The sequence below is a fragment of the Citrobacter sp. RHBSTW-00944 genome (assembly GCF_013615435.1).
Classification (GTDB): Bacteria; Pseudomonadota; Gammaproteobacteria; order Enterobacterales; family Enterobacteriaceae; genus Citrobacter; species Citrobacter braakii.
Map to the genome: position 1 here is coordinate 473154 of NZ_CP055418.1, position 23761 is coordinate 496914.

General features: G+C 52.4%; 23 protein-coding genes and 1 tRNA gene. 23 read left to right on the top strand and 1 reads right to left on the bottom strand.

Annotated features, from left to right (window positions below):
- The first annotated feature begins 25 nt into the window (after window positions 1-25).
- Window positions 26-101, top strand: a tRNA-Gly gene (locus HV334_RS02240).
- Between the two features lie 269 nt (window positions 102-370).
- Here HV334_RS02240 and queG read toward each other — a convergent pair.
- A complete protein-coding gene (gene queG / locus HV334_RS02245; RefSeq protein ID WP_047500017.1) occupies window positions 371-1510 on the bottom strand; it encodes a tRNA epoxyqueuosine(34) reductase QueG in 1140 nt (379 codons plus the stop codon).
- Here queG and nnr point away from each other — a divergent pair.
- From nnr to HV334_RS02355, 22 genes are all read left to right on the top strand, one after another.
- Window positions 1509-3056, top strand: a complete 1548-nt coding sequence (gene nnr / locus HV334_RS02250; RefSeq protein WP_181221118.1) for a bifunctional ADP-dependent NAD(P)H-hydrate dehydratase/NAD(P)H-hydrate epimerase — start codon at window positions 1509-1511, stop codon at window positions 3054-3056. The genes queG and nnr overlap by 2 nt on opposite strands.
- Entirely contained in the window at window positions 3028-3489 is a 462-nt protein-coding gene (gene tsaE, locus HV334_RS02255; protein ID WP_016151410.1) for a tRNA (adenosine(37)-N6)-threonylcarbamoyltransferase complex ATPase subunit type 1 TsaE, read from the top strand. Before nnr ends, tsaE begins: the two co-directional genes overlap by 29 nt.
- A gap of 16 nt (window positions 3490-3505) precedes the next feature.
- Window positions 3506-4837 (top strand): N-acetylmuramoyl-L-alanine amidase AmiB, encoded by a 1332-nt coding sequence (amiB, locus tag HV334_RS02260; RefSeq protein ID WP_141876169.1) that lies wholly within the window; start codon window positions 3506-3508, stop codon window positions 4835-4837.
- A gap of 9 nt (window positions 4838-4846) precedes the next feature.
- Entirely contained in the window at window positions 4847-6709 is a 1863-nt protein-coding gene (gene mutL / locus HV334_RS02265; RefSeq protein ID WP_181221119.1) for a DNA mismatch repair endonuclease MutL, read from the top strand.
- Window positions 6702-7652, top strand: a complete 951-nt coding sequence (gene miaA, locus HV334_RS02270) for a tRNA (adenosine(37)-N6)-dimethylallyltransferase MiaA (protein WP_016151413.1) — start codon at window positions 6702-6704, stop codon at window positions 7650-7652. The genes mutL and miaA overlap by 8 nt, the downstream gene beginning before the upstream one ends.
- An 84-nt stretch (window positions 7653-7736) precedes the next feature.
- Complete coding sequence (gene hfq / locus HV334_RS02275) at window positions 7737-8045, top strand: RNA chaperone Hfq (RefSeq protein WP_003025584.1); 309 nt, start codon at window positions 7737-7739, stop codon at window positions 8043-8045.
- A gap of 74 nt (window positions 8046-8119) precedes the next feature.
- Window positions 8120-9400: a ribosome rescue GTPase HflX gene (gene hflX, locus HV334_RS02280; protein WP_016151415.1), complete on the top strand. Its 1281-nt coding sequence runs from the start codon at window positions 8120-8122 to the stop codon at window positions 9398-9400.
- Between the two features lie 189 nt (window positions 9401-9589).
- Window positions 9590-10843 (top strand): FtsH protease activity modulator HflK, encoded by a 1254-nt coding sequence (gene hflK / locus HV334_RS02285; RefSeq protein WP_016151416.1) that lies wholly within the window; start codon window positions 9590-9592, stop codon window positions 10841-10843.
- A gap of 2 nt (window positions 10844-10845) precedes the next feature.
- Entirely contained in the window at window positions 10846-11850 is a 1005-nt protein-coding gene (gene hflC / locus HV334_RS02290; protein WP_181221120.1) for a protease modulator HflC, read from the top strand.
- Between the two features lie 82 nt (window positions 11851-11932).
- Entirely contained in the window at window positions 11933-12130 is a 198-nt protein-coding gene (locus HV334_RS02295; protein ID WP_019078201.1) for a DUF2065 family protein, read from the top strand.
- A 102-nt stretch (window positions 12131-12232) separates the two neighbouring features.
- A complete protein-coding gene (gene purA / locus HV334_RS02300; protein ID WP_003025606.1) occupies window positions 12233-13531 on the top strand; it encodes an adenylosuccinate synthase in 1299 nt (432 codons plus the stop codon).
- A 216-nt stretch (window positions 13532-13747) separates the two neighbouring features.
- On the top strand, window positions 13748-14173 hold the full coding sequence (gene nsrR, locus HV334_RS02305) for a nitric oxide-sensing transcriptional repressor NsrR (protein ID WP_003025609.1): 426 nt from the start codon (window positions 13748-13750) through the stop codon (window positions 14171-14173).
- Between the two features lie 38 nt (window positions 14174-14211).
- A complete protein-coding gene (rnr, locus tag HV334_RS02310; protein ID WP_047500007.1) occupies window positions 14212-16674 on the top strand; it encodes a ribonuclease R in 2463 nt (820 codons plus the stop codon).
- A 70-nt stretch (window positions 16675-16744) separates the two neighbouring features.
- Window positions 16745-17476: a 23S rRNA (guanosine(2251)-2'-O)-methyltransferase RlmB gene (gene rlmB / locus HV334_RS02315; RefSeq protein WP_003830482.1), complete on the top strand. Its 732-nt coding sequence runs from the start codon at window positions 16745-16747 to the stop codon at window positions 17474-17476.
- A gap of 124 nt (window positions 17477-17600) precedes the next feature.
- A complete protein-coding gene (locus HV334_RS02320; protein WP_149381742.1) occupies window positions 17601-18005 on the top strand; it encodes a DUF2170 family protein in 405 nt (134 codons plus the stop codon).
- 15 nt (window positions 18006-18020) lie between these two features.
- Entirely contained in the window at window positions 18021-18719 is a 699-nt protein-coding gene (locus tag HV334_RS02325; RefSeq protein WP_181221121.1) for a PspA/IM30 family protein, read from the top strand.
- Window positions 18719-19786, top strand: coding sequence for a potassium channel family protein (locus HV334_RS02330; protein ID WP_181221122.1), 1068 nt, complete (start codon window positions 18719-18721; stop codon window positions 19784-19786). Before HV334_RS02325 ends, HV334_RS02330 begins: the two co-directional genes overlap by 1 nt.
- Window positions 19786-20445 (top strand): YjfK family protein, encoded by a 660-nt coding sequence (locus tag HV334_RS02335; protein ID WP_181221839.1) that lies wholly within the window; start codon window positions 19786-19788, stop codon window positions 20443-20445. The genes HV334_RS02330 and HV334_RS02335 overlap by 1 nt, the downstream gene beginning before the upstream one ends.
- Before the next feature lie 17 nt (window positions 20446-20462).
- On the top strand, window positions 20463-20906 hold the full coding sequence (locus HV334_RS02340; RefSeq protein ID WP_181221123.1) for a DUF350 domain-containing protein: 444 nt from the start codon (window positions 20463-20465) through the stop codon (window positions 20904-20906).
- Between the two features lie 21 nt (window positions 20907-20927).
- The gene (locus HV334_RS02345) at window positions 20928-21845 is read left to right on the top strand and encodes an IS5-like element ISEc35 family transposase (protein ID WP_028016400.1); all 918 of its coding nucleotides are present in this window, start codon (window positions 20928-20930) and stop codon (window positions 21843-21845) included.
- 85 nt (window positions 21846-21930) lie between these two features.
- Window positions 21931-22572, top strand: coding sequence for a DUF1190 domain-containing protein (locus HV334_RS02350; RefSeq protein ID WP_181221124.1), 642 nt, complete (start codon window positions 21931-21933; stop codon window positions 22570-22572).
- A gap of 2 nt (window positions 22573-22574) precedes the next feature.
- Complete coding sequence (locus HV334_RS02355; RefSeq protein WP_149381752.1) at window positions 22575-23741, top strand: glutathionylspermidine synthase family protein; 1167 nt, start codon at window positions 22575-22577, stop codon at window positions 23739-23741.
- Window positions 23742-23761 lie beyond the last annotated feature (20 nt).

Below are 23761 nucleotides of genomic sequence, written 5' to 3' on the forward strand. Positions count from 1 at the left end.
GTCTACAAAGCACAGACACACCCAAGCGGGAATAGCTCAGTTGGTAGAGCACGACCTTGCCAAGGTCGGGGTCGCGAGTTCGAGTCTCGTTTCCCGCTCCAAATTCTTACCCCAATAAAAATATCCACAGCGAATAAATACGTTGGGGACGTTTTGTTTCGTCATTGACATACTCTTGTAAACAGACTTATCCACAGGTTTGGGTATTATTCCTGGAGTGCAAAAAACTTAGTCGGGTGAATAGTATCATTTTAACTCTTTGAAAATATTGAATTAATTATCATTTCAAATTGTTAATGCGATCACTTGACGATTTTTTCCCTCTTGAATATCAATGTGTTTTTATTTTTATACACAAGCTGTGGATGACTTAAGCGTCACGCGGCAGACCCTTTTCAATGACTCTGACTAAACGTTGTTTCTTCGGTAACTGCACTTCAACTACGCAGGCATTTCGCTTCTCGATTTGCTGAGCAACCGCCCACTCTATGTGTTCGTCGAGAAGTGGGTGCTCACCTCTGCGACTTTCCAGCGCGTGAATAACGGCTTCATCCCATGGGGCATTACCCAGCGCAACAGCGATATTTCGCAGCCAGCGCAGGTGACCAATACGACGAATAGCAGACCCCTCCGTGACTTTTAAAAACCACGCTTCGCTCCAGCTAAACAGCTCTATTAACTCCGGAGCATGAAGCTGTTTGCGTGGGTTGAAGTCATCCTCTGTCGTCAACTGCGAGTAGCGGTTCCACGGGCAAATGAGCTGGCAATCATCGCAGCCGTAAATTCGATTCCCCAACAGGGGACGAAATTCTTCCGGGATCGCGCCTTCCAGTTCGATAGTGAGATAAGAGATACAGCGGCGCGCATCTACCGTGTAGGGTTCAACGATGGCTCCGGTGGGACAGATGGTCATACAGGCGACGCATTTCCCGCATCCTTCTTCTACTGGGTTGTCGACCGGCAGGGGCAAATCGATCAGTAATTCCCCGAGAAAGAAAAATGAACCAGCTTCGCGATTGAGGATAAGTGAGTGCTTACCTGTCCAGCCAAGCCCGGCTTTTTCCGCTAATGGACGCTCAAGAATGGGCGCAGAATCGACAAAAGGTCTAAAATTCAGCGAAACGCAGTGCTGTTGAATCCTCTCTCCCAGTTTTTTTAAGCGGTTACGCAGCAGTTTATGGTAGTCGCGCCCAAGCGCGTAACGGCTGACGTAACCCAGAGAGGGGTTTTTCAACGTGCTGGCAAAGGCCGCATTGGCAGGAAGATAGTTCATACGTACGCTGATGACACGTAACGTACCGGGTAATAATTCGTGAGGTCGGGCGCGCATCATGCCGTGACGGGCCATCCAGTCCATCTCGCCGTGATAGTGTTTATCCAGCCAGGCCTGCAGTTTGGGCTCCGCTTCGCTGAGGTCGGTATCGGCAATACCGACCTGCTGAAAGCCAAGCTCCAGCCCCCACTGCTTAATATTTTGCGCTAACTGATTGAGATCGAGGGGCTCTGACATGACGGACCATACAATGAAGAAAAACCCCGCAAGTATACCACACTCCATTTGGCACGCCGATGACATCAGGCGGATGGAGCGAGAGGCGGCAGACAGTTTAGGACTGACGTTGTACGAGCTGATGCAACGGGCGGGAGAGGCGGCGTTTCAGGTCACCCGCGAGACATATCCAAACGCTCAGCACTGGCTGGTGCTATGTGGCCATGGCAACAACGGTGGTGATGGTTACGTGGTGGCAAGGCTTGCCAAAGCCCAGGGGCTTGATATTACGTTGCTGGCGCAGGAGAGTGATAAAGCGCTCCCTGAGGAAGCACAGCAGGCACGCGACGCCTGGCTTAACGCCGGTGGCGTCATTCATGCTGCGGATATCAATTGGCCAGATCGCGTGGACGTCATTATTGATGCGCTGTCAGGCACGGGCTTAAAACACGCGCCGCGTGAGCCTCTCTCGGTATTGATCGAACGTGCCAATCACCATCCTGCTCCTGTCGTGGCGATAGACATTCCATCCGGCCTGCTGGCGCAGACGGGCGCGGCGCCGGGCGCGGTTATCAACGCTGCGCACACCGTGACCTTTATTGCGTTGAAGCCTGGTCTGCTAACCGGTAAAGCGCGCGATGTCACCGGACGCCTGCATGTTAACGCACTCGGACTGGACGACTGGCTGGCGGGGCAGAACGCGCCGCTGCAACGGTTTGATGCTCAACAGCTTGTACACTGGTTAACGCCGCGTCGACCCACCTCGCACAAAGGCTCCCACGGTCGGCTGGTGATCATCGGTGGTGACCACGGCACGGCTGGCGCAATACGCATGGCCGGTGAAGCGGCGCTGCGTGCAGGAGCCGGGCTGGTTAAAGTGCTGACCCGTAGTGAAAATATTGCGCCTATTCTGACTGCCAGACCGGAACTGATGGTCGATGCGCTGACGCCGCAGACTCTGGAGGAGAGCCTGGCGTGGGCGGATGTTGTGGTAATAGGACCAGGGCTTGGTCAGCAGGAATGGGGTAAAAAAGCGCTGCAGAAGGTAGAGAATTTTCGCAAACCGATGCTCTGGGATGCGGATGCGTTGAACCTGCTGGCAATCAACCCCGATAAACGTCACAATCGCGTGATCACGCCGCATCCTGGTGAAGCCGCGCGACTTCTGGGCTGTTCCATTGCAGAAATTGAAGACGATCGCTTACTTTGTGCACAACGTCTGGTAAAACGGTACGGAGGCGTCGTCGTGCTGAAAGGCGCGGGTACGGTTGTTGCTGCCGAACAGGCCGAATTGGGTATTATTGATACCGGCAATGCTGGAATGGCCAGCGGCGGAATGGGTGATGTGCTTTCCGGTATTATTGGCGCATTGCTCGGACAGAAGCTAACCCCGTATGATGCGGCATGTGCGGGATGTGTCGCGCACGGTGCGGCGGCGGATGTGCTGGCGGCGCGTTTTGGTACGCGCGGCATGCTGGCAACAGATCTCTTTACCACGCTACAGCGTATTGTTAACCCTGATGTGATTGACGTTTATCATGATGAATCGAGTAATTCCACTACCTGATGAGCAGGCGACTTTAGACCTGGGACTGCGGGTAGCCAAAGCCTGTGATGGCGCGACGGTAATTTATTTGTACGGCGACCTGGGGGCGGGTAAAACCACTTTCAGCCGGGGATTCCTGCAGGCGTTAGGTCACAAAGGAAATGTAAAAAGCCCCACCTATACGCTGGTTGAACCCTATTCGCTCGATAATTTGATGGTATATCACTTCGATCTGTACCGACTTGCGGACCCAGAGGAGCTGGAATTTATGGGGATCCGCGATTATTTTGCCAATGACGCCATCTGCCTGGTGGAATGGCCGCAACAAGGTAAAGGTGTACTGCCAGACCCGGACGTCGAAATACACATTGAATATCAAGCGCAAGGTCGAGAAGCGCGCATAAGCGCAGTCTCCTCATCGGGTGATTTATTGCTGGCGCGTTTAGCCGATTAACCTTAAGGGTGGCGGGATGATTTATCGCATCAGAAACTGGCTGATGGCAACACTGGTCCTGCTGTGCGCGCAGGCAGGGGCCGCCAGCCTCTCCGATCTTCAGGTGTCCAATGGCAATCAGCAAGCGCGGATTACGCTGAGCTTTATTGGCGATCCTGAATACGCAGTTTCGCAGGACGGGAAACGAACCGTCGCGTTGGATATTAAACAAACCGGTGTGATTCAGGGGTTACCGCTGCTGTTTAGCGGCAATAATCTGGTGAAATCTATCCGTTCCGGCACGCCAAAAGATGCGCAGTCTCTGCGCCTGGTGGTGGATTTAACCGAGAACGGCAAAGCCGAAGCCGTAAAACGCCAGAACGGCGGCAATTATACCGTCGTGTTTACCATCAAAGCTGATGCGCCACCGCCGCCTCCACCACCTCCTGTGGTTGCGAAGCGTGTTGAAGCGCCGGTTATCGCCCCGCGCCCTGCCGAGCCTGCGCGTAATCCGTTTAAAGCGGAAAACGATCGCACCACGATGGTAACCAACAGTAATACCTCCACACGACCTGCGGCGCGCGCCAGTACCAGTAACGGCGAAAAAGTAGTTATCGCCATTGATGCCGGACACGGCGGGCAGGATCCTGGCGCTATTGGTCCCGGTGGCACACGTGAGAAAAACGTCACGATTGCCGTGGCGCGCAAACTGCGCAGTTTGCTCAATGATGACCCGATGTTTAAAGGCGTACTCACCCGTGATGGCGATTACTTTATCTCGGTGATGGGGCGTTCAGACGTTGCGCGTAAACAAAACGCCAACTTCCTGGTCTCTATACATGCAGATGCCGCACCAAACCGGGATGCCACTGGTGCTTCCGTCTGGGTACTGTCAAACCGTCGGGCAAACAGTGAAATGGCCGGCTGGCTGGAACAGCACGAAAAGCAATCGGAACTGTTGGGTGGGGCGGGCGATGTGCTGGCAAACAGCCAGTCCGATCCTTATCTCAGCCAGGCCGTGTTGGATCTGCAGTTCGGTCATTCGCAACGCGTTGGGTATGATGTAGCGACCAGCATGATCGGCCAGTTAGAACGTATTGGCTCGATGCATAAGCGTCGTCCGGAACACGCCAGCCTTGGGGTATTACGTTCGCCTGATATCCCGTCAGTGCTGGTTGAAACTGGCTTTATCAGTAACAACAGCGAAGAGCGTCTGTTGGCGAGTGATGACTACCAGCAGCAGCTGGCCGAGGCAATTTACAAAGGATTGCGTAACTATTTCCAGGCGCACCCGATGCAAACCGGGCCTCAAGGCACACCGGCGCAAACCGCCAGTGCGGTATCGCCTGGCAACACGTTAACAAATTAAGGATTAGCCATGCCGATTCAGGTTCTACCGCCACAGCTGGCGAACCAGATTGCCGCAGGCGAGGTGGTAGAACGGCCTGCGTCAGTGGTGAAGGAGCTGGTGGAAAACAGTATCGATGCCGGTGCGACGCGCATTGATATTGATATTGAGCGCGGCGGCGCGAAGCTTATCCGTATTCGTGACAACGGCTGCGGGATTAAAAAAGACGAGCTGGCGCTGGCGCTGGCGCGTCATGCCACCAGTAAAATTTCCTCGCTTGACGATCTCGAAGCCATCGTGAGCCTCGGGTTTCGCGGCGAAGCGCTGGCCAGTATCAGCTCCGTTTCTCGTTTAACCCTGACGTCGCGTACGCAAGAACAACCTGAAGCCTGGCAAGCTTATGCCGAAGGGCGCGACATGGATGTGACGGTTAAACCCGCTGCGCATCCGGTGGGAACCACGCTGGAGGTGTTAGATCTGTTCTACAACACTCCGGCGCGGCGCAAGTTTATGCGCACCGAGAAAACTGAATTTAATCATATCGACGAAATAATCCGCCGCATTGCGCTGGCACGTTTTGATGTGACGATTAATTTGTCGCACAACGGCAAAGTGGTGCGTCAGTACCGGGCAGTGGCTGCGGATGGGCAGCAGGAGCGCCGACTGGGCGCGATTTGCGGCACGCCATTTCTGGAACATGCGCTGGCGATTGAATGGCAGCATGGCGATTTAACGCTGCGCGGCTGGGTGGCCGATCCTAACCACACAACGGCGGCGCTGGCGGAAATCCAGTACTGCTATGTGAATGGCCGGATGATGCGCGACCGGTTGATCAACCATGCTATTCGTCAGGCCTGTGAAGATAAGCTGGGAGCCGATCAGCAGCCCGCTTTTGTGTTGTATCTGGAAATCGACCCGCATCAGGTGGATGTTAACGTACATCCCGCCAAACATGAGGTCCGTTTTCATCAATCACGGCTGGTACATGATTTTATTTACCAGGGCGTGTTGAGCGTCCTGCAACAGCAGCTTGAAACGCCGCTGCCGTTGGCTGATGACGACGAGCCCGCGCCAAGGCACATCCCAGAAAACCGCGTCGCGGCCGGGCGTAACCATTTTGCCGAACCGGCCCCGGCGCGTGAACCTGCGACACCGCGTTACTCAGCATCTGCTGGCGCTGGCAGCAGTGGTGGCCGTCAGATGGGGGCCAGTTGGCCTCATGCCCAGCCTGGATATCAAAAGCAGCAGGGTGAGATTTATCAGCAACTGCTACAGACGCCGGTTCCGCCGCGTAAAACGCCGGTTTCTGAAACGCCATCAGCACCTCTGACCGGCAACAGCCAAGGCTTTGGGCGGGTGCTAACCATTGTCGGTACGGACTGCGCATTACTCGAATGCGATGGTCATATTCGGTTGCTGGCATTGCCGGTGGCGGAACGTTGGCTACGTCAGGCGCAGTTAACGCCGGACCAGGGCGTCGTTTGCGCTCAGCCGTTACTGATCCCTTTACGTCTAAAAGTGACCGCTGATGAAAAAGCGGCGCTGCAAAAAGGGCAGAGCCAACTGGCTGAGTTGGGTATTGAATTTCAACTGGATGCGCAGCATGTGACCATCCGGGCGGTGCCTTTACCCTTACGCCAACAAAATTTACAAATCTTGATTCCTGAACTGATAGGCTACCTGGCGCAGCAGTCCGAATTCGAACCGGGCAATATTGCACAGTGGATTGCACGTAATCTGATTAGCGAGCATCCGCAGTGGAGCATGGCTCAGGCGATTACGCTGTTAGCGGATGTTGAGCGGCTTTGCCCACAACTCGTGAAGGCGCCGCCGGGTGGTTTGTTACAACCTGTTGATTTACATTCGGTAATGAATGCCCTGAAACATGAGTGATACCCGTAAGGCGAGCCTGCCAAAGGCGATTTTTTTGATGGGGCCGACGGCCTCCGGTAAAACGGCACTGGCAATTGAATTGCGTAAAGTTTTGCCTGTAGAGTTGATAAGCGTTGATTCCGCCCTTATTTACAAGGGGATGGATATCGGTACAGCCAAGCCTGATGCAGATGAATTACAGGCCGCGCCGCACCGGTTGCTGGATATCCGCGATCCGTCCCAGGCTTACTCTGCTGCGGATTTTCGCCGCGATGCGTTAGCCGAGATGGCCGATATCACCGCCGCGGGGCGTATTCCGCTGCTGGTGGGCGGCACAATGTTATATTTCAAAGCCTTGCTTGAAGGGCTGTCGCCGTTACCGTCGGCAGATCCGGAAGTCAGGGCCAGAATTGAGCAGCAGGCGGCAGAGCATGGGTGGGACGCGTTACACCGACAGCTTCAGGAAATAGATCCAGTGGCTGCGGCGCGTATTCATCCAAATGATCCGCAAAGACTTTCCCGGGCACTGGAAGTTTTTTTCATTTCGGGTAAAACTTTAACGGAGCTGACGCAAACGTCAGGAGATGCTTTGCCGTATCAGGTGCATCAGTTTGCTATCGCCCCGGCGAGCCGTGAACTGCTCCATCAGCGAATTGAGCAGCGTTTTCATCAGATGTTGGCTTCAGGTTTTGAAGCAGAAGTCCGGGCGCTATTTGCCCGTGGAGATTTGCATACGGATTTGCCTTCCATTCGTTGTGTAGGGTATCGCCAGATGTGGTCATACATTGAAGGCGAAATTTCATACGATGAAATGGTTTATAGAGGTGTTTGCGCCACGAGGCAGTTGGCGAAGCGACAGGTAACCTGGTTGCGTGGTTGGGAAGGGGTGCACTGGCTTGACAGTGAAAAGCCTGACCAGGCGCGAAACGAAGTATTACAGGTTGTTGGTGCTATCGCGAACTGAATGTGTACAATTGAAACGTATCGTGCGCAATTTTTCAGAATCGAAAGGTTCAAAGTACAAATAAGCATATAAGGAAAAGAGAGAATGGCTAAGGGGCAATCTTTACAAGATCCGTTCCTGAACGCACTGCGTCGGGAACGTGTTCCAGTTTCTATTTATTTGGTGAATGGTATTAAGCTGCAAGGTCAAATCGAGTCTTTTGATCAGTTCGTGATCCTGTTGAAAAACACGGTCAGCCAGATGGTTTATAAGCACGCGATTTCTACTGTTGTCCCGTCTCGCCCGGTTTCTCATCACAGCAATAATGCCACCGGCGGCACTGGCAGCAACTACCATCACGGTAGCAACGCGCAAGGTTCATCTGCGCAACAGGACAGCGAAGAAACCGAATAAGGTTGTTAGCTGTTTTACACACGGGGAGCCAGCGATCCTGCGTTCCCCGTTGATATATATTAAGGGGTTGACGCTTGTTTGACCGTTATGATGCCGGTGAGCAGGCGGTACTGGTACACATCTATTTTTCGCAAGACAAAGATATGGAAGACCTCCAGGAGTTTGAATCTCTGGTTTCTTCCGCCGGTGTCGAAGCAATGCAGGTGATTACCGGGAGCCGTAAAGCACCGCACCCGAAGTATTTTGTTGGTGAAGGTAAGGCAATCGAAATTGCGGAAGCCGTAAAAGCGACTGGCGCTGCGGTGGTGATTTTTGATCATGCTCTAAGCCCCGCCCAGGAACGTAACCTGGAACAGTTGTGCCAGTGTCTTGTTATCGACAGGACAGGTCTTATTTTAGATATTTTTGCCCAGCGTGCGCGCACCCATGAGGGTAAGTTGCAGGTTGAGCTGGCGCAGTTGCGCCATATGGCTACTCGTCTGGTCCGTGGCTGGACCCACCTTGAAAGGCAAAAGGGCGGGATTGGTTTGCGCGGTCCGGGTGAAACCCAGCTCGAAACCGACCGTCGTTTGCTGCGTAATCGCATTTTGCAAATACAGTCGCGCCTGGAAAAAGTTGAAAAGCAACGTGAGCAGGGGCGACAGTCGCGCAAGAAAGCGGATGTCCCAACCGTATCACTGGTGGGATATACCAACGCCGGAAAATCCACCCTGTTCAACCAGATCACCGAAGCCCGGGTTTACGCAGCGGATCAGCTGTTTGCGACCCTGGACCCAACGCTGCGCCGTATAGACGTAGCGGACGTCGGTGAAACCGTGCTGGCGGATACCGTAGGGTTTATCCGTCATTTGCCGCACGACCTGGTGGCGGCGTTTAAAGCCACCCTGCAGGAAACGCGTCAGGCGACATTGCTGCTGCATGTTATTGATGCTGCAGATTTTCGTGTGCAGGAAAACATCGAGGCCGTCGACACGGTGCTCGAAGAGATCGATGCGCATGAGATCCCGACTCTGCTGGTGATGAATAAAATCGATATGCTGGATGATTTTGAACCACGTATCGACAGAGATGAAGAGAATAAACCCATTCGCGTTTGGGTTTCAGCGCAAACGGGAATAGGTATACCACAGCTTTTTCAGGCTTTGACTGAGCGACTTTCCGGTGAGGTGGCGCAGCATACGTTGCGTTTGCCGCCGCAGGAAGGGCGTCTGAGAAGCCGGTTTTACCAACTTCAGGCAATAGAAAGAGAGTGGATGGAGGAGGACGGCAGCGTGGGTCTGCAGGTTCGTATGCCGATCGTAGACTGGCGTCGCCTCTGTAAACAAGAACCGGCACTGGAAGACTATATTGTCTGACCTGACGGATATGGCCTGAAGATTTTTTCGCCTCTATACCTTGTGGGTTTTGTGCAGCATGAAGGTGGCAAGTCCTGAAATCTTCAGGAGCATAGTCAACTATGTGACTGAGATTAAGGGGCGTAGCCAACGCATCGGCAGCGCAAAATACGCAGGTATAGTATCGCATAACAAATATGGAGCACAAAAATGGCGTGGAATCAGCCCGGTAATAACGGACAAGACCGCGACCCGTGGGGAAGCAGCAAACCTGGCGGCAACCCTGAGGGAAATGGAAACAAAGGTGGTCGCGATCAGGGACCTCCCGATCTGGATGATATCTTCCGCAAACTGAGTAAAAAGCTCGGTGGTCTGGGTGGCGGTAAAGGTGCTGGTTCTGGCGGCGGTAGCTCATCGCAAGGCCCGCGTCCGCAATTGGGTGGTCGAGTCTTTACTATCGCAGCGGCAGCTATCGTCATTATCTGGGCGGCCAGCGGTTTCTACACCATTAAAGAAGCGGAACGCGGCGTGGTGACACGCTTCGGTAAATTCAGCCATTTGGTTGAACCGGGTCTGAACTGGAAACCGACCTTTGTCGACGAAGTGACCCCGGTCAACGTGGAAGCCGTGCGTGAACTTGCCGCATCCGGCGTGATGCTGACCTCTGACGAAAACGTCGTACGCGTTGAAATGAACGTGCAGTACCGCGTGACCGATCCGCAGCGTTACCTGTTTAGCGTAACCAGCGCGGATGACAGTCTGCGTCAGGCAACCGACAGCGCCCTGCGTGGGGTTATCGGTAAATACACCATGGACCGTATCCTGACCGAAGGGCGTACCGTTATTCGTAGCGATACCCAGCGTGAACTGGAAGAAACGATCCGTCCGTACAACATGGGTATCACCCTGCTGGACGTCAACTTCCAGGCAGCACGTCCGCCGGAAGAAGTAAAAGCCGCGTTTGACGATGCCATTGCAGCACGTGAAAACGAGCAGCAGTACATCCGTGAAGCAGAAGCGTACACCAACGAAGTTCAGCCACGTGCTAACGGTCAGGCACAGCGTATTCTGGAAGAAGCGCGTGCTTACAAAACGCGAACCATCCTGGAAGCACAGGGTGAAGTGGCTCGTTTCGCAAAAATTCTGCCGGAATATAAAGCCGCACCGCAAATTACTCGCGAGCGTCTGTATATCGAAACCATGGAAAAAGTGCTGAGCAATACCCGCAAAGTCCTGGTTAACGATAAGGGCAGCAATCTGATGGTTCTGCCGCTGGATCAAATGCTGAAAGGCGGTAGTGCGCCAGCAGCAAAGAGTGACAGCAGTTCAAACCTGCTGCGTCTGCCGCCAGCAACGACGTCCGGCACTGGAGCAAGCAATACCTCGTCCACCAGTCAGGGCGATATTATGGACCAACGCCGCGCGAACGCGCAGCGTAACGACTACCAGCGTCAGGGGGAATAACGATGCGTAAGTCAGTTATTGCGATTATCATCATCGTTCTGGTAGTTCTGTTCATGTCTGTCTTTGTGGTCAAAGAAGGCGAGCGCGGGATTACTCTGCGCTTTGGTAAAGTTCTGCGTGACGATGAAAACAAGCCGCTGGTTGTTGCACCAGGCCTGCACTTCAAGATTCCGTTTATTGAATCTGTGAAGATGCTGGATGCGCGTATTCAGACCATGGACAACCAGGCCGATCGCTTTGTTACCAAAGAGAAGAAAGACCTGATCGTTGACTCCTACATTAAGTGGCGCATCAGTGACTTTAGCCGTTACTACCTGGCAACGGGCGGTGGCGATGTTTCTCAGGCAGAAGTCCTGCTGAAACGTAAGTTCTCTGACCGTCTGCGTTCTGAAATTGGTCGTCTGGACGTGAAAGACATCGTTACCGATTCCCGCGGTCGTCTGACGCTGGAAGTTCGTGATGCGCTGAACTCCGGTTCTGCTGGCACGGAAGATGAAGTCGCGACACTGGCGGCAGATAGCGCGATTGCCGAAGCGGCTGAGCGTGTTCAGGCTGAAACAAACGGTAAAGTACCGGTCATCAACCCGAACAGTATGGCGGCATTGGGCATCGAAGTGGTTGACGTGCGTATCAAGCAAATCAACCTGCCTGCTGAAGTGTCTGAGGCTATCTACAACCGTATGCGCGCTGAGCGTGAAGCGGTAGCGCGTCGCCATCGTTCACAAGGTCAGGAAGAAGCGGAAAAACTGCGTGCCACGGCGGATTATGAAGTGACTAAAACGCTGGCAGAATCTGAGCGTCAGGGCCGCATCATGCGCGGTGAAGGCGATGCAGAAGCCGCTAAACTGTTTGCCGATGCGTTCAGCCAGGATCCTGACTTCTATGCCTTCATCCGTAGCCTGCGTGCTTACGAGAAGAGCTTTGAAGGCAACCAGGACGTGATGATCATGAGCCCGGACAGCGATTTCTTCCGCTACATGAAGACACCGAGCGCTACGACACGCTAGTAAAGTTCCAGCGGTTTTAAACCAGCAAAACCACCGGCATCCCCAGGGATGCGGTGGTTTTCTTTTTATAAAAGGACGATGGATGAATTCAACAATTTTGCTGGCGCTCGCGCTGGTTTTGGTGCTGGAAGGCCTGGGCCCTATGCTTTATCCACGCGCGTGGAAGAAAATGATTTCCGCAATGGCGCAACTTCCCGAAAATACTTTGCGTCGTTTTGGTGGAGGTCTTGTGGTTGCGGGCGTTGTGGTCTACTACATGTTGAGGAAAACGATTGGCTGATCAATAAGTAGCCTATTTTGCGGATTTTCGCATGCAAAAAGTGCTGTATATCTGAAAAAGCGGTGGTAGAATCCATTTTTAAGCAAACGGTGATTTTGAAAAATGGGTAACAACGTCGTCGTACTGGGCACCCAATGGGGTGACGAAGGTAAAGGGAAGATCGTCGATCTTCTGACTGAACGGGCTAAATATGTTGTGCGCTACCAGGGTGGTCACAACGCAGGCCATACTCTCGTAATCAACGGTGAAAAAACCGTCCTCCATCTTATTCCATCAGGTATTCTTCGCGAGAATGTCATCAGCATCATCGGTAACGGTGTTGTACTGTCTCCGTCCGCGCTGATGAAAGAAATGAAAGGACTGGAAGATCGTGGCATCCCGGTTCGCGAGCGCCTGCTGTTGTCTGAAGCTTGTCCGCTGATCCTTGATTATCACGTTGCGTTGGATAATGCTCGTGAGAAAGCGCGTGGCGAGAAAGCGATCGGTACTACCGGTCGTGGCATCGGTCCGGCTTATGAAGACAAAGTAGCTCGTCGCGGTCTGCGCGTTGGCGATCTGTTTGATAAAGCAACCTTCGCTGAAAAACTGAAAGAAGTGATGGAATATCACAACTTCCAGCTGGTGAATTTCTATAAAGTTGAAGCAGTTGACTACCAGAAAGTGCTGGATGATGTGATGGCGATTGCCGACATCCTGACCTCTATGGTTGTTGATGTTTCCGATCTGCTGGACCAGGCGCGTAAGCGTGGCGATTTCGTCATGTTCGAAGGCGCACAGGGTACCCTGCTGGATATCGACCACGGTACCTATCCGTACGTAACGTCTTCCAACACCACCGCAGGTGGCGTGGCGACCGGCTCCGGCCTGGGTCCACGTTATGTGGATTACGTTCTGGGTATCATCAAAGCTTACTCTACACGTGTAGGCGCGGGTCCGTTCCCGACTGAGCTGTTTGATGACGTTGGCGAGTTCCTGTGCAAACAAGGTAACGAGTATGGCGCGACCACCGGTCGTCGTCGTCGCACCGGTTGGCTGGACTCCGTTGCGGTACGCCGTGCAGTACAGATTAACTCCCTGTCTGGCTTCTGCCTGACCAAACTGGACGTACTGGACGGTTTGAAAGAGGTGAAAATCTGTGTCGCTTATCGTATGCCGGATGGCCGTGAAGTAACGACTACCCCGCTGGCTGCAGACGACTGGAAAGGTATCGAGCCGATCTACGAAACCATGCCGGGCTGGTCTGAATCCACCTTCGGTGTGAAGGAACGTAGCGGTCTGCCGCAGGCAGCACTGAACTACATCAAGCGTATTGAAGAACTGACCGGTGTGCCGATTGATATTATCTCAACTGGCCCAGACCGTACTGAGACCATGATCCTGCGCGACCCGTTCGACGCATAATTATGGTTATAGCGTGGCGTCGAATGGCGCTGCGCTTGCACTATCTTAGGCCGGATGAGGCGCTTTGCATCATAATCCGGCTTAAAATCACGTAAGTTCCTCGCTTTTTTCCTTCCTGAACTGAAATAAATTAGCGACCTGGCTGGTGGCTGGTTTATCATCAATGTAATTAATACCACCAGGTTTATCCGTTTTATCCCTTTTCCTGAGGTTGATGTGCAGTTAACAAGTTTCACCGATTACGGATTACGTGCGCTAATCTACATGGCGTCACTTCCCGAAGGACGTATGACCAGTATTTCTGAGGTGACAGAAGTCTACGGCGTGTCCCGTAATCATATGGTCAAAATAATCAATCAACTTAGCCGTGCGGGCTTCGTTACTGCTATTCGAGGAAAAAATGGCGGTATCCGCCTGGGTAAACCAGCTAAGGATATTGGTATTGGTGATGTGGTTCGCGAGCTGGAACCACTATCGTTGGTCAATTGTAGCAGCGAGTTTTGCCACATTACCCCAGCCTGTCGACTTAAACAGGCGCTTTCTAAGGCAGTGCAAAGTTTTCTCACGGAACTGGACAACTACACACTTGCTGATTTGGTTGAAGAGAATCAACCGCTTTATAAATTATTGCTGGTGGAGTGACGAAAATCTTCATCAGAGCTGACAATGGAGGAACCTCGATGTCACAAGATCCTTTCCAGGAACGCGAAGCAGAAAAATACGCGAATCCTATCCCGAGCCGGGAATTTATCCTCGAACATTTAACTAAACGTGAAAAACCGGCCAACCGCGATGAGCTGGCCGCTGAACTCAACATTGAAGGTGAAGAGCAGCAAGAAGCGCTGCGTCGCCGCCTGCGCGCCATGGAGCGTGACGGGCAACTGGTCTTCACTCGTCGTCAGTGCTATGCGCTGCCGGAGCGTCTTGACCTGCTGAAAGGTACCGTTATTGGCCACCGTGATGGCTACGGCTTTCTGCGCGTTGAAGGCCGCAAAGATGACCTGTACCTGTCCAGCGAGCAGATGAAAACCTGCATTCATGGCGATCAGGTGTTGGCACAGCCGCTGGGCGCGGACCGTAAAGGTCGTCGCGAAGCGCGTATTGTGCGCGTACTGGTGCCGAAAACCAGCCAGATTGTCGGTCGCTACTTCACCGACGCTGGCGTTGGGTTTGTCGTCCCTGACGACAGCCGCCTGAGCTTTGATATCCTGATCCCGCCGGAAGAGGTGATGGGTGCTCGTATGGGTTTTGTGGTCGTGGTTGAGCTGACCCAGCGTCCGACGCGTCGCACTAAAGCGGTGGGTAAAATTGTTGAAGTCCTGGGCGACAACATGGGAACCAGCATGGCCGTTGATATGGCTCTGCGTACTCATGAAATCCCGTATATCTGGCCTCAGGCGGTCGAAAAACAGGTCGCCGGACTGAAAGAAGAAGTGCCGGAAGAAGCGAAAGCCGGACGTGTCGATCTGCGCTCCCTGCCGCTGGTCACTATCGATGGCGAAGATGCGCGTGACTTCGATGATGCGGTTTACTGCGAGAAGAAGCGCGGCGGCGGCTGGCGTTTATGGGTGGCGATTGCTGACGTAAGCTATTACGTTCGCCCGCCGACTCCGCTGGACCAGGAAGCGCGCAGCCGTGGCACATCCGTCTACTTCCCATCGCAGGTTGTTCCGATGCTACCGGAAGTGCTGTCTAACGGATTGTGTTCGCTCAACCCGCAGGTGGACAGGCTGTGTATGGTCTGTGAAATGACCATTTCGTCGAAAGGCCGCTTAACAGGCTTTAAATTCTACGAAGCGGTTATGAGCTCCCATGCGCGTCTGACCTACACCAAGGTCTGGCACATGCTGCAGGGCGATCAGGAACTGCGTGAGCAGTACGCGCCGTTGGTTAAACACATTGAAGAGCTGCATAACCTCTACAAAGTGCTGGATAAAGCGCGTGAAGAGCGTGGCGGTATCTCGTTTGAAAGTGAAGAAGCGAAGTTTATCTTCAATGCTGAACGCCGTATTGAGCGTATTGAGCAGACGCAGCGTAATGACGCGCACAAACTGATTGAAGAGTGCATGATCATGGCGAACATCTCAGCGGCGCGATTCGTTGAGAAAGCCAAAGAGCCGGCACTGTTCCGCATTCACGATAAGCCGACGACCGAAGCGATTAATTCGTTCCGTTCGGTGTTGGCGGAGCTGGGGCTGGAGCTGCCCGGCGGTAATAAACCCGAGCCGCGTGATTACGCTGAACTGCTGGAGTCGATTGCTGACCGTCCTGACGCAGAAATGCTGCAAACTATGCTGCTGCGTTCAATGAAGCAGGCGATTTACGATCCGGAAAACCGCGGTCACTTTGGTCTTGCGTTGCAGTCTTATGCACACTTTACCTCGCCGATCCGTCGTTACCCGGATCTCTCCTTGCACCGGGCGATTAAGTATCTGCTGGCGCAGGAGCAGGGCCATAAAGGCAACACCACGGAAACGGGTGGCTACCATTATTCGATGGAAGAGATGCTGCAGCTGGGTCAACACTGTTCGATGGCCGAGCGCCGTGCTGACGAAGCCACACGCGACGTCTCTGACTGGCTGAAGTGCGACTTTATGCTGGATCAGGTAGGTAATGTCTTCAAAGGCGTGATCGCCAGCGTTACCGGGTTTGGTTTCTTCGTCCGTCTTGATGAGCTGTTTATCGACGGTCTGGTGCATGTCTCCTCCCTGGATAACGACTACTATCGTTTTGACCAGGTTGGGCAGCGTCTGACGGGGGAATCCAGCGGTCAAATGTATCGCCTGGGCGATCGCGTGGAAGTTCGCGTGGAAGCGGTCAACATGGACGAGCGTAAAATCGACTTCAGTTTGATCTCCAGCGAACGTGCACCGCGCAATGAAGGTAAAACCGCGCGTGAAAAAGCGAAAAAAAGCGATGCGGGTAAAAATACCGGTAAGCGTCGTCAGATGGGCAAAAAAGTAAATTTCGAGCCGGATAGCGCTTTCCGCGGCGAGAAGAAAGGCAGAGCCAAACCTCAGGCGGATAAAAAAACGGCTGAGAAGAAAGGCGATAAAAAAGCGAAAAAGCCATCGGCAAAAACGCTTAAAATCGCTGCCGCCACCAAAGCTAAACGCGCGACGAAAAAGAAAGTCGCGCAATAACAGCCATAAACAGTAAGTCGGGCAACCTCGCGTTGCCCGCGTTACGCATAAACTATTAACGAGTACATTCATGAGTGAAATGATTTACGGCATCCATGCGGTGCAGGCTCTGCTGGAACGTGCGCCTGAGCGCTTCCAGGACGTCTTTATTCTCAAAGGTCGTGAAGATAAACGCCTGCTGCCGCTGATCCACGCACTGGAAGCACAGGGTGTTGTCATTCAGCTGGCTAACCGCCAGTTCCTGGATGAGAAAAGCGAGGGTGCGGTACATCAGGGAATTATTGCTCGCGTGAAGCCGGGTCGTCAGTATCAGGAAAACGATCTGCCGGATCTGATTGCTACGCTCGATCAGCCGTTCTTTTTGATCCTCGATGGTGTTACCGATCCGCATAACCTGGGGGCATGCCTGCGTAGCGCCGATGCTGCTGGCGTCCATGCTGTTATCGTACCGAAGGATCGTTCTGCGCAGTTGAATGCAACGGCGAAAAAAGTGGCCTGCGGCGCGGCAGAAAGCGTACCGCTGATCCGTGTGACCAACCTGGCGCGCACTATGCGTATGCTGCAGGAAGAGAATATCTGGATCGTCGGAACCGCAGGTGAAGCTGACCATACTCTCTACCAGAGCAAAATGACCGGACGTCTGGCGCTGGTGATGGGCGCAGAGGGTGAAGGTATGCGTCGTTTGACCCGCGAACACTGTGACGAACTGATCAGCATCCCGATGGCTGGGAGCGTTTCGTCGCTGAACGTTTCAGTTGCGACGGGCATCTGCCTGTTTGAGGCTGTACGCCAGCGCGGCTAAACTTATTTTTCGGAAAAAGCCATCCAGATTTGGATGGCTTTTTTTTATCTTAAACAAGTATGATAAATAGTGGAAAATGATATTTATTTTATTTATTTTTAACTAACTAATATATGGAAAATATATGGCATGGACTCCGCAGTTGCTTGCTAAAGCACTACAAACTCTTCCTGAATTAAATATAAATACTGAATATAACGAACAATCATTAATGGTCAAAATGAATGATTTTGGTGATTTGTCGCTCAGTGTTCTATTCACTTCCCGCCAAATTATTATAGAAACCGTTATTTGTTCTGTTAGTAGTATTCATGATCAGGATGAATTTAATATTTTCTTATTACGTAATCAAAAAATCCTTCCTTTGTCTTCTGTGGGAATTTCTCGCGTTCAGCATGAAGAATATTACGTCGCATTTGGCGCCCTCTCGCTTAATTCATCGTTGGATGATGTGGTTCTGGAGATGACTACGCTTGCAGATAACGCGCTGGATCTCGCTGAAATAACTGAAGAATACACTTACGAATAACAAGGAACGCTATTTATGGGAATTTTGAAAAGCCTGTTTACTCTCGGCAAGTCTGTGCTTTCGCAAGCGGAAGAGTCAATCGAAGAAGCGCAGGGGGTGCGGATGCTGGAACAGCATATTCGCGATGCGAAAGGTGAACTGGATAAAGCCGGAAAATCACGGGTTGACTTGCTGGCGCGCGTGAAGTTGAGCAACGATAAATTAAACGATCTGCGCGAGCGCAAGGCCAGTCTGGAAAACCGGGCACTTGAGGCGCTGAGTAAAAATGCTAATCCGTCTCTGATTAACGAAGTTGCGGAAGAGATTGCTCGTCTGGAGAATGTCATAACCGCCGAGGAGCAAGTGCTTACTAACCTTGAAATCTCTCGTGATGGCGTTGAAAAAGCGGTTAATGCCACCGCGCAGCGGATTGCGCAGTTTGAACAGCAGCTTGAGGTGGTAAAGGCAACGGAAGCGATGCAGCGTGCCCAACAGGCCGTAACCACATCGACTGTCGGCGCGTCTTCCAGTGTCTCTACGGCGGCGGAGTCGCTCAAGCGTTTGCAAACACGCCAGACAGAGCGTCAGGCCCGCCTGGATGCGGCCGCACAGCTTGAGAAAGTTGCAGATGGGCGTGACCTTGACGAAAAACTGGCAGAGGCAGGCATTGGCGCAACTAATAAAAGCTCTGCTCAGGATGTTCTGGCGCGACTGCAACGGCAGCAAGGCAAGTAATGCTGTTCACTTGGGTCATCAAAATATGCCAACGGAATCTCTCAAGACTGACCTGGCCTGCTTTGATTGGGCTATTTGTAGGGCAGTACCTGTTTTGTTACCTGGTGCTGAGGTTACTGGGCGAAGAGATGCTGGTTGGTCGCCTGAGCGATTTTATCTATTACTGCTCGGTCGTGGGTTCTACGCTGGGGTTCGGCGACCTTAGTCCGCAGACAGCAGAAGGGCGAGTTTTTACCGCTCTCTGGCAGATCCCAGTCAGCGTTGGATTATTCGGCGCATTAATGGGTAAGGTTATTGGCATGGTACAAGGACTGTTAGCAAAAGGAATGATGGGGATGGGGGATTATCGTCATTTGCGCAATCATATACTGGTGGTTGGCTGGCGCGGCCACCAGACGGAAAAAATGATATCGCTGCTGTTGTATGACACCCGGCGTGCTTTCGAGCGGGTGCTCCTGTGTGAATCGGATGATATTCAACATCCTTTGCAGGGGAATCACTGGGTTGATTTCATTCGTATTCGTAATTTTAATGACGCACATGAGCATGCTCGTATGGGGTTATGCACGTGCCAGAGCGCTATCATCTTTGCCCGTACGGATGAACTTACGTTTACCATCGCACTTTCGCTGGCTGATTCGATCCCTGATCAGTGCCATGTTGTTGCTTATATGGAAGATGAGCGTTACGCAGGATTGCTTGAGGTGCATTGTCCGCGCATTGAAATTGTACGCAATCTCTCTGCTGAACAAATTTCTCGATCCATTCAGGATCCTGGTTCTTCCCAGTCGGTTGCATCCATTATGAATCCTATGCTGGGCGACACGGGTTTTGCCGTACCGATTCCGGAAGAGGTGACTTCAATTCGTTATGGCAATTTAATGCGTTATATGAAGCTCCGCCATGATGCAACCGTGTTGGGCATTAGCACCTGTAAAAATGGTCGTGGTATGGAATTGAACCCGGTCATCTCGACGGAGGTAAAAGGAGGAATGTGGCTACATCTGATTGGTAATAGCCGCATTCTGGCGAAGGAGATTGCCTGGCTGGAGATCGAGGATAAATGATGACAAGTTTTTTCCAACGTTTATTTGGTAAGGCCGCTGCTGTTGCGCCAGTTCGTGGGCCGTTGGGGTTACATCTGAATGCAGGATTCACGATCGATACATTGGCATTTCGCCTGTTAGAAGAAGCTTTATTGATTGAATTGCCGGGTGAAGAGTACACCGTTGCAGCCGTCAGCCACATTGATTTAGGTGGTGGAAGTCAGATTTTCCGCTACTACACGTCTGGAGAGGAGTTTTTGCAAATCAATACCTCCGGTGGAGAAGATATCGATGATATCGACGATATCAAACTCTTTGTTTATGAAGAAAGTTACGGGATTTCGCAAAAAAAACACTGGCAGTCTGCCATTAGCCCGTCAGTGATAGGTACGCCAACACTTAGCTGGCAGGAAGAACGTTGGCAGCGCTTTTTTAACGATGAAGAACCGGGGAATATTGAACCGGTTTATATGCTGGAAAAGGTGGAAAACCAGCAGCACGCCACATGGGAAGTGCACAATTTTACCATGGGCTACCAGCGACAGGTGGAAGATAATACCTGGGAATACCTGCTGTTAAACGGTGAAGAGTCATTTAATGAGCAGGGAGAACCTGAGTGGGTATTCTCCCGGGCGTTGGGCATCGATATTTCTTTAACATCAATCAATATTATTGGTTAATTTCAGGGACGGTTACAATGCATATACTGGATTCATTATTGGCTTTTTTCGCCTATTTTTTTATTGGTGTAGCCATGGTGATAATTTTCCTTTTTATTTATTCGAAAATAACGCCGCACAATGAATGGCAACTTATCAAAAATAATAATACGGCAGCGTCGCTGGCATTTAGTGGAACCTTGCTTGGTTACGTTATTCCGCTATCCAGTGCGGCAATTAATGCTGTTAGCATTCCAGATTATTTTGCCTGGGGTGGTATTGCACTGGTAGTTCAACTCGTTATTTACGGCGGTGTGCGCTTATATATGCCGACGCTGAGTGAAAAAATCATTAATCACAATAGCGCCGCGGGATTATTTATGGGAACCGCTGCGCTGGCGGGAGGCATTTTTAACGCCGCCTGCAGGCGTTGTTGCTCAAATCAGGGAACTATCCCGCAGTTTGGTGATCTGATCTCTTAGGTTCACCACCGGGAGCGCCAGATGGGCAAGTCCAAGCACAAGATCAGCAACTGGAAACAGTACAACCAAGCCTTGGTGCAACGTGGTTCGTTGACCGTCTGGATGGATGAGCAAGCCATCCAGCAGTGGCATTGCCAAACCCATCATGGCCGCCGAGGGCGAGGCTTCCATTACAGCGACTCCGCCATTGAAACCGCGCTGATGCTCAAGGCGGTATTCAAGCTACCGCTGCGTGCCTTGGAAGGCTTCATCAACTCGCTGTTCAAGCTGATGAAGGTGCCCTTACAGTCGCCGGACTACAGCTGTATCAGCAAGCGCGCCAAGACGGTCGAAATCAAGTACCGCCTACCGAGCCATGGCCCAGTGGCTCACCTGGTCATCGATGCCACCGGACTCAAGGTCTATGGCGAAGGCGAATGGAAAATTCGCAAGCACGGCAAGGAGAAACGCCGCGTCTGGCGCAAGCTTCACCTGGCCGTAGATGCGGCGACCCATGCCATCGTTGCAGCCGAAGTCAGCCTGGAAACGGTGGGCGATAACGAGGTGTTGCCCACGCTGCTCAACCCCTTGCGCCGCAAGATAGAACAAGTCAGCGCCGATGGTGCCTATGACACCAGAGCCTGTTATGCCCTACTGCAAAAGAAGGGCGCCAAGGCCACCATACCGCCGAGAAAAAATGCGGCATTCTGGAAGACAGGCCATCCACGCAACGAGGCGGTTGCCGCGCTCAAGGCAGGAGAACTGGAGCAATGGAAAAAGGACTCTGGCTATCATCAGCGCTCGATAGCTGAGACCGCCATGTATCGCTTCAAGCAGCTCATCGGTCCGAAACTGAGTCTGCGGAGCTACAACGCCCAGGTGGGTGAGATCCTGGCCGGGGTGAAAGTCATGAACAAGGTCATAGGGCTTGGTATGCCTATTCGGCAGGCTGTCAACTAAGCCCGCCCGGCGGGTTGGGGAGCGACCATCCAACTTTGGATTTGATCAACAAGGCCCCGCCTGCATGACATGGTAATGGACGATCATGGCAAGAAAACGTAAATCAGGAAGCAAAAACAAGGTGGTGGGGCATTCTGCTATTACGCGGATTAACCGCCCGATTAATCCCTTTGAAAAAAAACGTAGCCGTTACAGCGGCAAATATCTGACGCTGGCTATTATGGGCGGCGCGGCATTTTTTATTCTTAAAGGATGTGCAGACGACGCCGATACCGATAATGATGGCGACGGTAAATTTTACTCAACGGTGAGTGAATGCATTGATGATGGCAATAGCGCCACCGTTTGTACCGATGGCTGGAACAACGCGAAAGCTGAATTCTATGCCAGCTTGCCAAAGCAAATGAGTAAGGAGAGTTGTCAGGCACAGTTTGGTGACTGTTATCTCGATAGCACGGCTCAGAGCTGGGTACCTGTGGTCACCGGGTTTTTACTCACCAGGATGATTCGCAAAGATCGCGATGAACAGTATGTTTACAGCAGCGGCGGTTCTTCATATGCTTCGCGCCCGGTCTGGCGTACGACTTCGGGAGAGTATGGCTGGCGTTCCGGCAGCGGAAAAAATGATACCGCTACCACCCATACTTATACGACGAAGAAAGTATCGACGGTTTCTCGTGGCGGCTATGGAAGATCATCCAGCGCACGTGGGCACTGGGGAGGTTAACGATGCTGCGACATGATGTCCCTATACGCCGGGATCTGAACCGGATCGCTTACGATCACGGTTTTGATTTTCATATCATCGACAATGAGATTTATTGGGATGAGAGCCGGGCATACCGCTTTACGCTTCGGCAAGTGGAAGAGCAGATCGAAAAGCCCACTGCGGAACTGCACCAGATGTGTCTGGACGTTGTCGAACGAGCAGTTAACGACGAACAGATTATGCAGCAACTGGCGATCCCGCCGCTGTACTGGGACGTTATTGCCGAAAGCTGGCGCAATCGTGATCCCTCTCTGTACGGCCGCATGGATTTTGTCTGGTGCGGAAATAACTCCCCGGTCAAGCTGCTGGAATACAATGCTGATACGCCAACGTCGCTCTATGAGTCGGCGTATTTTCAGTGGCTATGGCTGGAAGATGCGCGTCGTAACGGCGTTATCCCACGCGATGCCGACCAGTATAATGCCATTCAGGAACGGCTTATATCCCGTTTTGCGGAACTTTATAGCCAGGAACCCTTCTACTTCTGCTGCTGTGAAGATACCGATGAAGATCGCACTACCGTGCTGTATTTACAGGATTGCGCGCAGCAGGCAGGGCAAGAATCGCGGTTTATGTATATTGAAGAACTGGGGCTTGGCGTCGGCGGTGTGCTCACGGACCTGGATGACAATGTGATTCGTCGCGCTTTTAAGCTCTATCCCCTGGAATGGATGATGCGAGATGAAAATGGTCCCTTGCTTTGCCATCGTCGCGAGCAGTGGGTTGAACCGTTGTGGAAAAGTGTGCTCAGTAATAAAGGGTTGATGCCATTGCTGTGGCGTTTTTTCCCCAATCATCCCAACCTACTGCCAGCTTGGTTCGACGGAGAAGTACCGCAAATTGCGCAGGGTGAAAGCTATGTGCGTAAACCCATATTCTCCCGTGAAGGGGGAAACGTCACCATTTTTGATGGTCAGCAACATATCGTCGAACACGCTGAGGGCGACTACGCCGAAGAGCCGATGATCTATCAGGCATTTCAGGCGCTACCGCGTTTTGGTGATAGCTATACGCTGATTGGCAGTTGGATCGTGGATGATGAAGCGTGTGGCATGGGGATCCGCGAAGATAATACGTTGATCACGAAAGATACTTCTCGCTTTGTTCCTCACTATATTGCGGGCTAACCGTGCTTTTGTGATCTCCC